The 16,651-nt window shown below is 32.1% G+C and carries 18 protein-coding genes; 15 read left to right on the forward strand and 3 right to left on the reverse strand.

Annotated features, from left to right (window positions below; translation table 11 throughout):
* Positions 1-99 precede the first annotated feature (99 nt).
* Together RU96_RS00125 and RU96_RS12675 are read right to left on the reverse strand one after the other, a co-directional pair.
* Positions 100-2,520 (reverse strand): TrlF family AAA-like ATPase, encoded by a 2,421-nt coding sequence (locus tag RU96_RS00125; RefSeq protein WP_346190129.1) that lies wholly within the window; start codon positions 2,518-2,520, stop codon positions 100-102.
* A complete protein-coding gene (locus RU96_RS12675) occupies positions 2,406-2,684 on the reverse strand; it encodes a PHP domain-containing protein (protein WP_084035429.1) in 279 nt (92 codons plus the stop codon). Before RU96_RS12675 ends, RU96_RS00125 begins: the two co-directional genes overlap by 115 nt.
* Positions 2,685-2,968: 284 nt before the next feature.
* Between RU96_RS12675 and RU96_RS13510 the strand changes: the two genes are divergently transcribed.
* The 4 genes from RU96_RS13510 to RU96_RS00150 all read left to right on the forward strand — a co-directional run bounded on the left by RU96_RS13510 (position 2,969) and on the right by RU96_RS00150 (position 6,787).
* The gene (locus RU96_RS13510) at positions 2,969-3,151 is read left to right on the forward strand and encodes a DNA cytosine methyltransferase (RefSeq protein ID WP_084035430.1); all 183 of its coding nucleotides are present in this window, start codon (positions 2,969-2,971) and stop codon (positions 3,149-3,151) included.
* 35 nt (positions 3,152-3,186) lie between these two features.
* On the forward strand, positions 3,187-3,564 hold the full coding sequence (locus RU96_RS00135) for a DNA cytosine methyltransferase (protein ID WP_071863528.1): 378 nt from the start codon (positions 3,187-3,189) through the stop codon (positions 3,562-3,564).
* Between the two features lie 534 nt (positions 3,565-4,098).
* Positions 4,099-5,079, forward strand: a complete 981-nt coding sequence (locus RU96_RS00140; protein WP_071863529.1) for a hypothetical protein — start codon at positions 4,099-4,101, stop codon at positions 5,077-5,079.
* Between the two features lie 1,180 nt (positions 5,080-6,259).
* Positions 6,260-6,787, forward strand: a complete 528-nt coding sequence (locus RU96_RS00150) for a helix-turn-helix domain-containing protein (RefSeq protein WP_071863530.1) — start codon at positions 6,260-6,262, stop codon at positions 6,785-6,787.
* Positions 6,788-7,483: 696 nt separating this feature from the next.
* Here RU96_RS00150 and RU96_RS00160 read toward each other — a convergent pair.
* Positions 7,484-7,969 (reverse strand): DUF5626 family protein, encoded by a 486-nt coding sequence (locus RU96_RS00160; protein ID WP_071863531.1) that lies wholly within the window; start codon positions 7,967-7,969, stop codon positions 7,484-7,486.
* Positions 7,970-8,237: 268 nt separating this feature from the next.
* Between RU96_RS00160 and RU96_RS00165 the strand changes: the two genes are divergently transcribed.
* From RU96_RS00165 to RU96_RS00215, 11 genes are all read left to right on the forward strand, one after another.
* A complete protein-coding gene (locus RU96_RS00165; RefSeq protein ID WP_071863532.1) occupies positions 8,238-8,672 on the forward strand; it encodes a hypothetical protein in 435 nt (144 codons plus the stop codon).
* A 203-nt stretch (positions 8,673-8,875) separates the two neighbouring features.
* A complete protein-coding gene (locus RU96_RS00170) occupies positions 8,876-9,514 on the forward strand; it encodes a hypothetical protein (RefSeq protein ID WP_245813054.1) in 639 nt (212 codons plus the stop codon).
* Positions 9,511-9,912, forward strand: coding sequence for a hypothetical protein (locus RU96_RS00175; protein WP_071863534.1), 402 nt, complete (start codon positions 9,511-9,513; stop codon positions 9,910-9,912). The genes RU96_RS00170 and RU96_RS00175 overlap by 4 nt, the downstream gene beginning before the upstream one ends.
* 325 nt (positions 9,913-10,237) lie before the next feature.
* Entirely contained in the window at positions 10,238-10,684 is a 447-nt protein-coding gene (locus RU96_RS00180) for a DUF3139 domain-containing protein (protein WP_071863535.1), read from the forward strand.
* Positions 10,685-10,957: 273 nt separating this feature from the next.
* On the forward strand, positions 10,958-11,389 hold the full coding sequence (locus RU96_RS00185; protein WP_249024131.1) for a hypothetical protein: 432 nt from the start codon (positions 10,958-10,960) through the stop codon (positions 11,387-11,389).
* 344 nt (positions 11,390-11,733) lie between these two features.
* Positions 11,734-12,621, forward strand: coding sequence for a diacylglycerol/lipid kinase family protein (locus tag RU96_RS00190; protein ID WP_071863536.1), 888 nt, complete (start codon positions 11,734-11,736; stop codon positions 12,619-12,621).
* 206 nt (positions 12,622-12,827) lie between these two features.
* On the forward strand, positions 12,828-13,976 hold the full coding sequence (locus RU96_RS00195) for a cation:proton antiporter (RefSeq protein WP_071863537.1): 1,149 nt from the start codon (positions 12,828-12,830) through the stop codon (positions 13,974-13,976).
* Between the two features lie 29 nt (positions 13,977-14,005).
* A complete protein-coding gene (locus RU96_RS00200; protein WP_071863538.1) occupies positions 14,006-14,323 on the forward strand; it encodes a DsrE family protein in 318 nt (105 codons plus the stop codon).
* 169 nt (positions 14,324-14,492) lie between these two features.
* Positions 14,493-15,479 carry a LacI family DNA-binding transcriptional regulator gene (locus RU96_RS00205; RefSeq protein WP_071863539.1) on the forward strand — a complete coding sequence of 329 codons (987 nt, stop codon included), beginning with the start codon at positions 14,493-14,495 and terminating at the stop codon, positions 15,477-15,479.
* A gap of 184 nt (positions 15,480-15,663) precedes the next feature.
* Entirely contained in the window at positions 15,664-16,404 is a 741-nt protein-coding gene (locus RU96_RS00210) for a sugar phosphate isomerase/epimerase family protein (protein ID WP_071863540.1), read from the forward strand.
* Entirely contained in the window at positions 16,401-16,646 is a 246-nt protein-coding gene (locus RU96_RS00215) for a hypothetical protein (protein ID WP_071863541.1), read from the forward strand. Before RU96_RS00210 ends, RU96_RS00215 begins: the two co-directional genes overlap by 4 nt.
* Positions 16,647-16,651 lie beyond the last annotated feature (5 nt).

A 16,651-nucleotide genomic window follows, 5' to 3' on the forward strand; every position in this document is an offset into this window, starting at 1 on the left:
TAATTTAACTAAGTATTCTTATTTTAAGAGCTCCGTATCAATCTTATCAATACCTCCATACAAAAAGGCCCAACTTATGTGAGGCCTTTTTTAGTACTTTTAATTTTTCCACAAATTATAGATTTCGGTTCTCTTATTAAAGGCTTCTTGTCCACCTTCCATAATATCTACAATCTTATTTTGAATTAGTTTATCATCAATACTCCCAGTAGTAGTTTCGATCTTTTCTGGATCATATGAAACAGCGATTACTTGCTCAGAATCTCCCAAAACAGGGATATTCGCATTATGGGTTGCAAAAATGAATTGGACATCCGGCTTTCTAAGCTTAATCTCTTTAATTATTTCGTTATAGATAACTTGATTATCTAAATCATCTTCAGGCTGATCAATCATTATTAAGTTGTTATCTTTTTGCGAAAGAATAAATAGAACTAAAGCCGAAGCCCGTTGACCAATGGAGTGCTTCGTAATAGGTTTTCCATGGTAATTTATGGTTATTAAATTTGGTGTTCTGATTTTTAGAAAAGAATTGTAATTTTCTCTTACCCTTTGTTTAACTTTGACTACATGTGATTCGGGTAGCACGGAAGATATAATTTTTCCTTCATCAAGAAACACATCAATAACTAATGCTGTAAAATCTGGCAGGACTTCTAATAATTGGTTATATCCAGAAGTAGTAACTCCGGTGCCCTTTAAACTAGATTTCAACTTTGTTAGAAAGGTAGTTTTATTTCCTTTAAACGAAATTGCTAATTGTAAGGAATCTTGACTTGCATTAATTTTAGCTATCTCACTTTTATAAATATCCAACTCTTCAAGTAAAGCATCATTTCTTTGAGAAATTAAAACTTTAAGCTCAGTAGTTAGTATGTCTTTCTCAGAATTATGACTAATAATCTTCTGAATAGATTCAATTAATTCAGCTTCCCTTATTTTCAAATTTGAAAATTCATCTGGATTTAAGTTAGGAATATCAATTTCTCTTTTGATTTCTGCAAATTCTTCTTCTAAAGAAGTCACAATTGAATTAAATGTGCTTGATAAAGATTCTATTTCATTTTGTGATTTCTCAACAATCGTAATTATTTTTTCAATATCTTTTAGCGTATTAGTTATGTTTTTAATCTCTATTTTTAAATCGTTAAATACAGTAGGTATTTCTTCTGAGTCAATGGACTCCAACGAAATTAGTTCAGATATATTATCTGACGAGATAATCTCTTTTAGAGCTTGTTTATATTTCTTAACGAATTTATTGATTTTGTCAATAGTCAGTTTATCTTTTTGAAAGTTTACTTGTTTTGAAAGTTTATCTGATAGTCCTTTTTCTTCAAAAATTTTTATTTTATACTCAATGTCAGATAACGTATTCGATAGATCTGTAACAGAGTCTATTTTATCTTCCAAGGTTATAAGTTCTTTAATCTTATCTGATATTTCATTTTCAACAGCTAAAGTTTTAGTGTGTAAAGACGGGAGTGCTTCACCAACCATCTTATCTAATAAATTTAATTCAAATCCATTATCCATTGAAGAGAGATCTTTTTGCCCAAAGTACAATGGTGATTTTAAAATTGAACTTGCCCTTGCACCTATTACTTGATTGTTTGCATCAGTAACGTGAAGCTGTTCACCTAGAATTCTTTTAATTTTATATGATTTACCGAAGTTATCATACAACTTTAAAATAATTTGCCCACCAGATCCGAGAAGATTACTAACCACATCTTTTTTGTAATCTGAATCAGATGAAGAGGGGGACATGTCTAGTGCATACCTTATTGCCTCTATGATGCTTGATTTGCCGCTTCCCCTTATTCCGATTAAACAGTTTAATTCCGCAGATAAATTAATTATTTGCTTATTTAGCTTTCCACCGATAAACTCAATTGATTGAATATAACCGTGAGTTATTTCCGGTTTTGTAGAAGAAATTCGATTTTTGAAATCTTTAAAAGCGAGCATTACAGCATCAAAACAGTTATCTCCAATTTTTATGTAGCTATGTTTCCCTTTACCAATATCCAAAATCGATTTACAGTCAGAGCCCTCAATATAGGGTAGTTCGTAACCCATCCACTCTTTGATTTGCCGCATTTTATCTCTAGTTCTACCTTTTTGTAAACCGAGAATTCGAGATTTGAAATCTGAGTGGTTCGCTAACGAGTTTATGAGGCCGCCATTACATTCTTCATAAAAACCGCTTTTTTGCTCTATGTGCGCCATTAGAATAAAATAGTCTTTACCATAAGAATTTAATGTGGACATTACTTGTGGAAGGTCTTGAGCGCATCTTGTATTTTCGTTCTCTCGATTGTCTATGTTTTTAAATACCTCATCTAGGAACTGATTAATTGATTCTTTCTGTCCGTTAATCCAATCGGTATCTTTAAATACTATTAGACAATGAATACCATTAGAACCTTCTTTAACAGATAGTTCAACACCAGGAAGAAGAATAATATCGGATTTATTAGCTTTTTTTTGAGTGCTTTGAATTCTCCTAAATCGAATTTATTGTGATTGGTAATAACCCCTAATCCGATTTTTTCTTCCTTTAATTTATCAATATAGTCCGAAACAAATCTGTCCTCATCTCCTGAATATTTGAATTCTTTATCTTTTCTGGTGTGAAGATGAAAGTCTGCGCGAATCCATTGAGTACCATTTTCAAACATATTTTTCCTCCCGATTTTTGGTATGTATATTGATAAATGTACATCATTGGAAACGCTTTGTATAGATGATAAGATAAAACAAATGTGTTTTGCAAATTAGATTTGTGTATTGTGACCCCAATCGCAAAGATACCTCGTGATTGAGGTATCTTTGCGATATTTATAGAATTATTTTTTTCGTTTCCATAAATAAACACTAGAAGAGATTGTAATAAAAAGTACTCCAATCAATACTAATCTAGTGTTAGTATAAACCGTCTCGTAATAATCAGTTTGCGGTTAGAATATATAAAAAACGTTGTCCGGAAACACATGTAACAAATGAAGATTTTAATGAGATAGATAAGACCAGTATTCCAGATATGGACTTATTAGTACAAGGATTTCCTTGTCAGGACTACTCCGTTGCTTCATCAGGAGCTAAAGGAATAGAAGGTAAAAAAGGAGTGCTAATGTACTTGCTTTAAGAACAATAATCAAGCCGAATATTGAAGATGATTCATTGTATTTATCACAGAAACAAAAAAAGAAGTTTGCTGAGATACAGGCGGATTTTCGAGAGATAAAAATATCTAAAACGGGGCATCCTTATAAATGTGGAGTGGGAGCAATTACCTATCCAGACAGTTTGGACGAACCAGCAAGAACAATGATTACGAGTGAGCACACAATTTCTAAAATGAGTCATGTTGTTAAAGATTCGGGGAACAATAAAAAAAGATTAATCTCTCCTGAAGAAGCAGAATTATTTAATATGTTCCAGGAGAGATGGAAAAAAACAGAGTGTATCACTAATACAAATCGATATTTTACGATGGGAAATGCGTTAGTTGTAGGACTTGTAACAGAAATTGGTAAAGAGATAGTAGAAACTATTTAAGTTGGAATCAAATGATGTAGAGTAGGATAACTAAAAGTTTTTAGATAAAAATATTTAATTGTTGAATGCTGTGAAATTGGTTGATAGAATTGAATCGGCTCGCAGGTAATTGACACCATTGCTTTCAAATAATTTGAAAGTCAATAAAATTTTTCTTGTTTCAATCTCTTTAAATCATTGCTATTAAAGCATTATGAAGCTGTTTGAAAAAACGGTTGGGCTAACCAGGTCTTAAGAAAGCTCGTAAAGCTTCATAGTTTTTTAGTATTAATATTTGCTTTATACCAATAAGACATTTCACATCTAAGTTTGTGAAGCATATTCTTATTGTTGATACCTTTGTTGATCCTATTTTGATTCGTAGCTTTTAGTGACAATTTGTGGTAGTCAATCACCTTGACAGGCACAATGATCACGTTTGTGGCGTATGAATGGACTAATAGATTCCATGATTTGGAATTATTGATATAATAAGGGAAAATTTAACAAAGCAAACGTTTGTTATTGATGATATGTATAGGGGCGTGAAAAGAAGTGTCTAAAAAAGCAAAGAAGAGTAACAATCCTTTCTTCAATCTAGCTTCTGAGCAGTTTGAAGAACTCAATGATGAATTTTACAAGAATTACAACAAAGATTATTATTCAATAAAATTAGATTCTTTACTCAAAATGATTGAGTCCTCGGAATCTTACTGTAAAGGGTCAAATATGAAAGTAGGCATTTTAGAATATGAAAGATCTTTTGAAGAAGAAGAAATTTTAAAATATGCAAAAACAGAATTGGCGGTAACAGTTTTCCATTGTTTGGAATCTTTTTTACGTTTGTACATGGCACATTGCTCTATGAGAGGATGTCCTTGGTTAGATTTAGCGGACATGACCTTAACAAAATATAATAACAACATACAGAAATTGAAAAAGCAAGTCTATAATATTTTTAATTTATCTGACTTTACCGATGATGAAATTATTACTGCTGTATTTTATGGAAGTAAGAGTGTCCCAGCGGAGATTATTGATAAGACAAATTTGACTGAAAAAGAAATAGTAGAGCGTTTTAAAAGGTATATTCAATTTGCGGTAACATATCTGGATAACAGACAGGATTATAACTCTTACAAGCATGGGCTACAAATAACGCAAAAAGAAAATGGGTTCTCTTATGGTGGTACAAGAGGAACGAATGAAATTTTATCAGTACATGGTGATTCATTAACATATTTACAAGTAAAAAAAGATGACAAGAATAATAAAAGATGGGTTAAAACTACTAAATGGATTGATTACAAACAACAGGCAACACTTATATTCTTTTTTAATCTATTAATTGCTGATGTTATTGATATTTGGTCACCTGATAGGGAAAAGTATCTCAAAACTTTCCCAATTGTTGTAACCATTGAAGAGCTTCTAGAAAATCGTGAAAACTACGTCGGTGGAAAAATAGGCCGAGAAATAGAGGGGTTCCAAGTTACAGAAATGTCAAGGGGACTTCTTTATTATGAAAATGATTAGTTCAGTTAAAGGAATGCTATTCTGTGATACTTAATCTGATCGAAAAGTCATCAATTTCAAAGTTAGCAAATTGTACATGACAAAATCGTTTCAATTCGCATGGTTTTCTCGTTAAATCGATATTATGGATTTAATATTATTTGAAAACAGTTGAAATTTTACAGTGCAAGTTAGGTAATACTCTTTGATATTAATGGCTTTTAAAGCGTATATAAAATCTGAGTAAATGAATCAGGTTTTACAAAAACGGATAAAACATCTTAACTCATATGAAAAGTATAATATACTGGCGAGTATTTTTTGACCATACTTTTGACCTTCTCAATCAAAATTCACTGGATTGTATTAGATTTTGCAATTTGTCAATAATCCCATATCTAAGCTGTTTTCTGACTATCAGGTAGCACCAGAAATCAATCCAGCTCTCAATACGGTCTCAAAGATGCAAACGCTGCGGAATAATTCTAACACGCTTAGAATGCTGTTGTATCAACAGTTTAGAGGTTTCTTCCATGCCCGGAAGAACCTCTTTTTTTACGTTTGAATACGATTTTGAATACGTCCAAAAAAATTTGTTTACATAGTTAAGAAGTTTGCAAAGCGGTTTCCGGTTTCTTCCCGCTTCTTGTCGGTTACATGTGCGTAGACATTCATCGTTGTTTTAATATCTGTGGACATAATTGAATTTGGAATTCTTTAGTGACAGTCTGATTTAAAAAGTAGGCTACAATGAGAGCATAGTAAAAGCAGCGAGCTGTGATACGTTTTAAGTTATTCTTTTAATAACGATTTTCAAGTTGTGATTTATATAGTCTAAATACAGTGGTTTGTTTTCTTCTGCTGTAGCAGTCGATTTCAATTATACAAAAAAAGATGATATGATGAAGAGGATAAAGCGAGAAGTAAAATAAGTGTTTTTTTTTTTGATTAATTTTGAAGATCAATATTTGGTGGAAAACTAATTAATATTTTGGCTAATCAAAAAAAACTGAAAAATTAATCAATCGATTGTCTGAAGAACTAACGGGTAAATATTTTGTAGGAAGATTTAATGGGGAGGCGTTAGTGGAAATAATTCAGTCATTAAGATCAGCGTTAATTAATCTGGATAATAAAGTTAGCGCTTATTAGCTTGAGGATTGGTTTAAAAAGTAAATTAATTAATTTAGGGGTTGATGGTATGGCGTTAGGGGATCAATTGAGGGCGAACCGTAAACGGATAGGGTTATCGCAAGGGGAAGTTGCAACGCAACTTAATATTACCCGTCAGTCTATTTCAAAGTGGGAAACTGGTAAAGGGTATCCGGATTTAGATAATTTAGTGCTGTTAAGTGAAATTTATAATGTTTCGATTGATGAGTTGCTTAAGGAAGATGAAAGAAATAAAAATTGTATCGTAGGAAATAGTCATGATGCTATCTTTATGGCGAATCACAAAATAGAATCTAAAACAGAAAAGTATAAAGAAATAAAAAGAGATGATAGTCTATTGCTTATGATACTGGCAATAGTTTCTTGTGCCATACCGCCTTTAGGAATTATAATCCCTTTGTTGTTGTATAAAAAAATAACAACAACTGACAGATTTCCTAAGTTGCTGAAGTTTGTTTGTATCTGTTGTTGTCTTTTGAGTCTTTATAATAGTCTTTTATTAGCAAATTCCTGGATTTTTCACTATGGTGATAGCTCTGTTGAAATTATTGAATAGTTTAAAAATCAGATACTTTAACAATCAAAGAATAGGCTATATTATTTGCTAGCAAAATCAAGAAGCTACTCTTATGTCTGAAAGAGTAGCTTCTTGATTTTTTTGTGAGAAGCAACTATTTATTAACGATTATTTTATGTTTTGAATAGTATCAATATTACCTCGTACAGAGATATTTGCTTACTTTTCCAGTGATTCCTTTAATTCAGTAGCAGTTGGTAATTCTTTATCATCTATGGTTAGATTGTTATAACTTTTAATTGTAAAAGTTCCATCTTTAGATAAGAATTTGGCTATAACCAGATAATTAGTAAACAGCTCTTGCTGTTCATAGGTGTAAACGTTATAAATAGTCGTATCTTCTATGGCAATTTCAGAGAAACTATCTTTCGCTAGGGGGTATTTTTTCCGTATTTATTTTTCAATAATCATTTCTTGAAGCTTTTTAGTATTTTGTATGGACTGTTGAACACTGTATTTAGTATCTGAATTAAGTTCATTCTGCTTTTTGATTGAGAAATGAGCACACAGATTACAAACAACAGAATGCTTAAACTGATTATGGATATAGTGGCTTTCTTATCACTTATATACTAACTAATGTATATAATCCATCCACCAATCGTGATGTTAACTTCTTTAGGTGAATAGCCATATATTTTAAATGTTGTGTGCTTTTATTAATTTGGATAGTGATTAGAATCCGGATACTTTGAGACTGTTTCCAGAAATTGTAGCTTTAATACCATCTGAATTATTAATATATCCTTTTGTCCAAACAAAAGAATAGCGACTTTCTTTTGAGTTGATTATTCGTAAATTTTTTTGAGAGATAGTACCAGTAGTTGGACTTACATTACCTGAAAACACAGAAGTCATTTTACCAGAAGTAATCTTTGCTTTAAAACTAGCTTTCCAAGCACCTGGAGAAGAATATTTGATTAGGTAAGTACCCGATTTAATTGTTCGCAGTGCGCTAATTGTATTGTCTGAAATCTCTTCGATCGTTATTTCAATTGTTCCTTCTTTGGTGGAAATATTAAAATGTTGATCTTCATTCTGTATTAAGTCATAGGATATTTCTATTTCATTTTTTGAAGAATTAATTTCGTTTGCAAAACTTGGAGAGCATCCTATCAAAGTAGAGACAATCAAAATTGTGGCGAAAAATATTTTATTCATCAAAAGGCTCCTTTCTGTGTAATTAGCATACATGGAGAAGGGGTTCTTTTACAGCAACTATTTGATGCAACTTGGCAACAAATAGTTGCTATGTTAGAAACAAATTCAGTAATAAAATAAATATATTAATTATAAAAGGAAGTATGGGAAAAAGTGCAATCTGTTTTATAAAGTTTTAGATTATCCTAAGAAAGGAAACTAATTTTAGCGGTGATGTCAATAATTAAGTGAGTGGCGTGTTTGTAAGTATATTTAAGGAGAATGTTAAATGAAATATTTTGTTAATGATGAACACTGGGACATTGAAAGTTATTATAAAAATCTAGAAAGTTTATCTAATCGATTGGGGACATCATATCAACTGTTAAAAGATATTTCTTTTCACGACTATCGATTAGCAAAAATAGAGGTAAAAGAGATAAAAAATTTGGAAATAGAAATTAATTTATATTTATGTAATCCATACGAAAGTACAAATTATGCTATTGTCTGGAAAAATGTAAAAAAATTTTCTTTTCAGTACAATTACTTAAAGTATAGGTATGCTAATGTGGATGATTATGTTGTTGATGATGGGTATGGGACTGTTTTAGAGGATGAAATTACCGTTTATGATGAGATCTATTTGCAACATGAACTTCTTTTCACATCGCGAATGAAATTATATTTGATGGGTGAAAATATTGAAATTAGGCAGATATAATTAATTTTAATATTTAGAGATAATTTTTAGTGTAGCTAGATTGATTATTTTTACTTATTTTGCATAGTGGAAATATGTTGGAAAAATAATTTTTCAAATGTAAACTATGAGTTTCTAATAAGTAAACTGTTTAGTTCTATGCGCAAGTATTCATTCATGTCATGATTTTGTTGTAACTAGATAAAGGAAAGAGGTTGAATAAAATGAAAAAAGTCTTATTGGGGGCATCAGTTTTTTTGTGTCTATTTTTAGGATCAACTATCTCTTATGCAGATAGTTTACCAGTACTTATCAATTCAAACAAAGAGTGGATTACAAATAATGATGAAGAAGGATGGGAAGAAATAATTCCGCTATCAGAATTAAGTGAAGAAGCTATTGAGAACGAAGGGTACGAAGAGTTGAGACAGGGACCTATGGTAAAAAGTGCCACTGGCTATACTTATAAAAATCACACCACGATGTCAACTAAAACTTACACAAATAAATTGCTTAAAACATTAAAAACCTCAAGTGTTTGGAGCACTGCTTCAAATTCAGTTCGTCCTACTATTAGTTTGACAGTGAGTCAAACTAATAGTATTAGTATAAGCTTAAGTAATGGGACTAATAATTTTAATGTTTCTCAAAGTGTAAGTTTATCAACCTCTGAATCTTATACCGCAAAGCCTAAAGCGAGAGGCTACAGAGTATCAATTGGGTTATATGCTAAAAAAGTTGTAGCAAAAAGAGTAAGAATTTCTGCTTATTCTAATGGATCCGGTAAATTTTCACACTATATTTATGCGAATCCGACAACAATTTCAGGAGTATATGTTGGGGAGGCTCATAAAAAAGGATGAAAATAGGGAAAAATAAAGGAATGCTATTCAGTCTTATACTCAATCTATTGTTAATAGGTGCAATGCTTGTTTTCTTTGTCAAAGCGAATAACACCCAATTAATGTTAGATACAAGAAGCTTGAGTACTCATTCTTATATACCAAAACGCGATTCAAAAAAGTGGGATAGTAGTAATCCTAAAGGATACTATCTATTCACTAAAGATGATCAAAGTATTGAAATAACAACTTTTCAGGGGAAAATAGTCTTTAAGTCAAAATACACGTTTATCGGTAACGGGGTATACGAACTTTCAGATTCTAAGGGTTATATTGTTGCAAAAAATAAAGGATTGGATATTTATCTAAAAGAGAGAAATCCTTTAATATTTGAATCCTATATCACTTTTGATAAATAAGTTATTGCCATAAATTGGTTAAATCTGTAAACATAAGGCTTTTATTCAATAGCTTTTCCTTTTTATATCTTTAAAAATTGTGGCTATTAAAAAAATCACTTTTGATGATGCTCAAGTGTTGTTGGTGTGTATGGATAGTGTTATTTTTACTAAATTATTTCTAGTATGATAGTTGAGAAAATAGTAAAAGCAAAATTCTGTGTGATTTTTCGTGATTTTTTAGAAGAAGTGGTAATGAGAGGGGCTTTGTGTCAAACTTAGCGATACATTAGAGAATCTTATGTATCGTATAAAGTCGTATCTATTAGATATTAGGAGAAAAGATGTGAAAAAAATAAAAATTGCTGTCAGTGTAATTGTAGTTTTAATTCTGGGAGTTTGGTCATATTCGATCTATCAAAAGAATAAGGCAGATGAGAGAATCAATCGTTACTTAGTTGAGCAAGGAATACCTGAAGAGCAAATCAAAACAATAGCTAAAATTAGGTATGATGAGAAACCAGGGTTGTATAAGCGTTATTCCAAAAAAATTACAACAAAAAAAGATTTCAAAAAATGGCAGAAAGAAGTTATAAAATCAAGAATGTTTTTCTCAGGAGTAGAGCTGAAAGCTAAGGAGAACTTGACAATTAATAATTGTGAGCTAGAGTATGACTGTGTATTAGACTTGAAAAACAAGCGAGTAACGGTTCAGTATCTAATTTCGGGAGACGGAATAACTAATCAGCAAGAAATAAATTCACAGTTTGCATATCTGCTTCTCAATGAATAGTTATAAATAGGTGTAGTTGCAGTAGTTTTAACAAATTCCTTTAAATGAAGAAAATCTAGGCGCGAAAATGTAAACGCTATGTGATAAGAAAAGGATTGTTAAAACAACATTTTGCAGATTATCTAATAGGGATAATCTGTTTTTTTTGTACAGTTAATTATTTGTTTGTTATTTGTCTATTAATAAATAAAATATTGTTAATTTTCTATTCATAGGTGACACAATCAGTTAAAATAGAAAATGTGAGGAAAAAATTGGAAAAAGGAGAAAAAATTGGAAAAATTATTTAGTTTCTGTCAACGACTGGATAACATTATTAGTTCAAAAAAGATGCAATATATCTTTTCAATTATCTTAATACTAGTCGGGATTTTGCTCTTTTATATTGCTTTTGGTAATTGGAAAATACAGCAAGATTTTTTACATAGTCATAAAATTAAAACGCAAGCGGTAGTAAAAGTAGATAAAAATAAGGTTAAAACATTGAATTTTACTGGTAATCATTATGGTGTTGCAACTGACAATCAGAATTTGGCTGCTGGGGAGCAGGTGACGATTTATTATCAGCAAGATAAGCCTTATCGGGTCTCTACTTCAGCTAGCCAATATGGAGATGTCTTAAAAGATGTTATCACTCCAATCATCGGAGGGATTTTCTTTCTTGCATTGGTAGGGATAAATAGATTTTTTTACCGGCTGGAGTAAAACGTCATGTTAAGAGTTAACAAAAAGTAGCGGAAAAAATAAGTGACCGATTGAATAGTAGTTTAAAAGAAAAATGTAACTCAATTATTGCGAGTAAAAATCTTTTCTCGCTCCTAATTTATTTTGAAGAGACTTCACAGTTGGTGAAGTCTTTTTTTGCTTGGGTAGTATCACTGTTAGTTTTTTGTTTTTTTATTTGGATAGAACTTTTTTGATGTTGCACTCAAATTATCATTATGGCACTTGTTTACTAGTTAATAGTAAAAGAAATCACGGGCGTCAAACTTTTCTGAGTTATTATGCTCATGATATGCTAGTAATAGGAAGTAAAGAGGAGGTATACAATGAAAAAAGCACTTTTGATTATTAATCCTAGTTCAGGTGGCGAAAAGGCCAAAGAATATCAACAACTCGCACAAGAAAAATTGAATCAGTCTTTTGATGAAGTGAAGATTTGTCAGACTGAACAAAAAGGGGATGCTAAGTCATTTGCCAAAAAAGCGGCAAATGAAAGATATGACAGTGTTTTTGTTATGGGAGGAGATGGAACGGTAAATGAAGGCATCAGTGGTTTAGCCGAAGAAAAATATCGTCCTAAATTTGGTTTCTTTCCTTTAGGTACAGTCAATGATTTAGCCCGCGCTTTAGATATCCCCCTTGATCCTAAAAAAGCTATTGCTAATTTTTCAATTACTAAGACAACGCCGTTAGATATAGGTAAGATTAATGATTCTTATTTTATGAATGTTGTCGCCATAGGAACAATACCTGAGGCGATTAACAATGTGGATAGTGAGCAAAAAACGAAATTTGGAAAGTTGGCTTACTTTATTTCTGGCTTCAAAGAATTATCAAATAATGAAACTTATTCTTTTTTAGTGACAATTGATGGCAAAAAACAAGAAATCACAAGTAGCACATTATTAATTGGTTCTACGAATTCAATTGGTGGTTTTGAATCGCTCTTGCCTGAAGCAAAAGTAGATGACGGAAAACTCCATTTAATTTATCTAAAAGATCCTTCTTTAATCGATACCATTAAAGCCGTCCCAGATTTACTAAAAGGTGTCGCTAAGGCAACTGAAAATGTCGGTTATTTAGCTTTTGACCAAGCTGTAATTTCGTTAGAAAATAGCGATAAAAAACTCGCGACTAATGTTGATGGTGACAAAGGGGATATTCTACCGGTTACAATCACTGTTTTACCAGCTCATTTAGAGGTATACCATTAAGCGAAATACTGTTAAGAAAGAAACAGAAATCAACTTGTTTGGTTTCTGTTTTTCTAGCTACTAATCGTTTTTAATTAATTATTTGAGATGTGAAATAACAAATAAGTCCTTTTATTTTTCATTCCGCAGCTTTTTGGATAGACTGATAGCAAACCTTGTATTGCGTTTTAAAGCACATCATGGTGAAAAAAAAGAAGGTGTAAATAGTGGAATTTATTGGGATTTTATGTTTGATTTTAGCTAGCACAACAATTGCGGGGCATTTTTCTCGCCGGATTGGGATACCAGCTGTCATCGGGCAATTATTAGTCGGAATATTATTAGGTAATGCCGGGCTAAAACTTGTTCATCCTGATATATTAGTAGAAGATTTTTCGGAAATCGGCGTTATTTTATTGATGTTTTTAGCGGGGATTGAAAGTGACCTGTCACTATTAAAAAAATATTTTCGCCCGGGAATGTATGTAGCAATCTTAGGAATTTTTCTGCCAGTTTTGATGGGAACGCTAGGCGGAATGCTGTTTAACATCCAGCTGACGCAATCATTTTTCTTAGGACTAATACTAGCCGCTACTTCAGTCAGTATTTCTGTTGAAGTATTAAAAGAATTAAATGTGATTAATACTAAAGAAGGTTCCACTATTTTAGGGGCTTCGGTGGTAGATGATATCTTAGTTGTTTTAATTGTCAGTTTGAGTATGTCTTTTATAGGCACGCAGTCTAGTAGCCATAATTCATTAGGGATTATGTTAGTTGAACAATTACTCTTTTTCATTGCAATTTTCTTTTTGATTCGTTGGGGTGCACCATATTTAATGGAATTGAGTAAAAAATTAATGGCAGAGTCTTCCATCATTATTGTCTCGTTGATTTTATGTTTGGGGATGTCTTATTTAGCTGATTTTATTGGCTTAAGTTCGGTTATTGGGGCATTTTTTACCGGGGTAGCGATTGGACAAACAAAAGTGTGGCAAGAAGTTTCACATAATACTGAGGCAATTGGCTACGCTGTATTTATTCCAGTCTTTTTTGTCAGCATTGGTCTAGAAATTTCCTTTGACGGCATTAGTTCTCAGTTGCTACTTATTATCGCATTGACGGCGATTGCAATTTTTTCTAAATTAATTGGTGGTTTTCTGGGCGGCAAATTGGCCGGTTTTAACAATCATAGTAGTCTGATGGTGGGATCAGGAATGGTTTCGCGAGGAGAGATGGCATTAATCATTGTTCAGCTCGGTTTTCAAGCCCAACTGGTAGCCGAAAAGTATTACTCTGCATTTGTTTTAATTATTTTATTGACGACACTTTGCTCGCCATTTTTACTGAAATATTTTACTAAAAAAATTTATGCTTAGTTAAAACGTATCTTAAAGGAGGAAACAGGATGAAAGTTGTATTTCATGTAGATGAAATGGAGAAGTGGCAAGAGGCCACAAATAATATTCGCAATTTACTTCACTTAGAAATAAACGCTGAAGTTGTTTTATTGGTTAACGGAAGCGGTATTCAAAGTTATCAGTTAAAACAGGCGCAAAAATTTATAAGCGAAAATCCCAATGTTTCTTTTCACGCCTGCCAAAATGCACTGAAAGCTTTTCACATGACAGAAGCAGATTTACCAGCAACAGTAAAAATTGTTCCAGCTGGCGTTTTGGATTTAATTAACTTACAACAAGAAGGCTATGCTTATATTAAACCATAATGTAAAAACTCCTAGCCCTAAAAAGTCTAACTTTTTGGGGTTTTTAGATGTTATTGTCTTTTTTTAGTCGATTTTCTTATCAAAAAAGATTCTGCCATCTGCTCCGCTCTTTTCTTTTAAAAAAAAGTTCGCTACAATAAGAAAAAATACCTCGTTGGAGAATATAAAAATGAAAAAAATTACCATCAAAGAAGTAGCTGAAGCAGCAGGTGTCTCCAAAACCACTATTTCACGTTTTTTAAACCATAATTATGGCAATATGTCTAAAGAAACAAAAGAAAGAATTGCCGAAGTTATTCAGCGTTTGGGTTATCGTCCTAGTAAACAAGCGCAAGCGCTAAAATCAAAGCATAGTTATTTAATTGGCGTGGTTGTGGCGGATATTTCAAATATGTATTCTTCTTTATTATTAAAAGGAATCGGGACAATTTTGGAAAAAAGTGGCTTCCAAATGATTATTATGGATGCTGGCAATTCTGTTAGCCGTGAAAAAGAATTACTGCAACGGTTACTAGATCAAAGTGTAGAAGGTATCATTTTGCAACCTTCTGCAAGACAATCTGAACAATATGAATTTATCAAAAAACATAATATTCCGCTTTTATTAGTCGATCGCCAAACAGAACCAAAACAATGGCCCTCTGTTTTAACTAATAATGTTACGGCAACGAAAGAGGTTTTAGAAAAAGCCTTAAATCAAGGATATGAAGAATTTTTTGTCTTAAGTGAACCCATTAAAAATGTTAGTACGCGTGAATTGCGTTCTCAAACAGTTGTTCAAACCGTTTTAGCCGCCAACAAAAAATGTCAGATCATAGAAGTCAACAGTAAAGAAGAATTGATTAAGGCGATCGATACGATCTTAACAAAGCCGCACAAAAAACTTCTGTTTGCATCAAATGGTCGTGTTTTAATGGAAAGTTTAACGGTATTAATTAATAAAGAAATTACTTTGCCAGATGAAATTGGGATAACAGGCTTTGATGATTGGAGTTTGACAGCCCTTGTAGGACCAGGTATTACAAGTATTGAACAGCCTTCGCAAAAAATCGGTGAGGTTGCAGCAGCAGAATTGTTAAAGATAGTCGTGGAAAATAGCGAGCAACCCGCAGAATTTATCGTGCCTTCGACAATTCGTTGGCGTAAATCTGTCTAAATAAAAGTTTTTTTAAAAAAAAATAATAGTTAGCAAAGCGCTTTAGGTAACCGGTTTCCTAAAGCGCTTTGCTGTTTTAATATTTCAAGTGTTGTTTTTTAATTATGAAACCGTTGACATTCTTTGGAAACCGGTTTACTATCTGTGTATAGAAACCGGTTAACTAATTGAGAGGATGGGATTTATGAAGAATACACAGATTGTACTTAATTTTTTAGTTTTTGCTGACAAAATTGCAAATGGTAGCCTACAAAATGAATTATTAGCCGATAGTAAAGCACTCGATTTTCAGGCAGTAGAAATTAGAAGAGAATACTTTAAAGATATAAAAAAAGAAATACCTCTTATTAAAGAAGAAGCATCTCGCTTGAACCTGACATTATTTTACAGTGTGCCAGATGAAGTCTACGTTGCTGGTAATATTAATCCCAATTTAAAAGGGTATATACAAGAGGCAAAAGCAATGGGAGTTAAGCAAATTAAGTGGAATATTGGTGACTTTAAGGGTGAACTTCATACAACAGAATTGAAAGCGCTTGTTGATTCTGGGGTAGGGATAACGATTGAAAATGATCAAACCCAAACCTCGGGGACTATTGCAGCAATAAAAAAATATATGACTGCTGTAAAAACAACAGATTTAGGTATTGGTTATGTCTATGATTTAGGCAACTGGCGTTTTGTGGGGGAAGATGAAATAAAAGCAGCTGAAGAATTAGCAGAATATGTACATTACATTCACGTCAAAGATGTTCGTTATGAAAATGATCAACCACAAGCCACAGGATTAGATCACGGTGTTATTGATTGGCGCAAAGTACTAGGTATTTTACCAGCTAATCTTCCAATTGCAATTGAATACCCAACGAATACTAATGAAGAAATCCTAGAAGCAAAAAGTCTTTTAGAGGAGGAAGTAAAATGAGTGACCAACAAACAAAAATTGATGCTGAAAAATTTGCTTATCATTTTATGGATACAATTAATCGACCTGAAATTGATACTGAAAATATGGAAGGTGCAGCGAAAGAAGCGTTGGCAGCATACTTAACCGCTTATTATTTAATTCAAAAATTTAATCATTTAGAAAATGACTTTTTTGTAGAAGATCATAAAAAACCAGTATCAAATTATCAACGTATTTTAAGTGAGCTAAACAAATATTAGGAGGC

The sequence above is a fragment of the Enterococcus canintestini genome (genome assembly GCF_001885735.1).
Taxonomy (GTDB): domain Bacteria; phylum Bacillota; class Bacilli; order Lactobacillales; family Enterococcaceae; genus Enterococcus_C; species Enterococcus_C canintestini.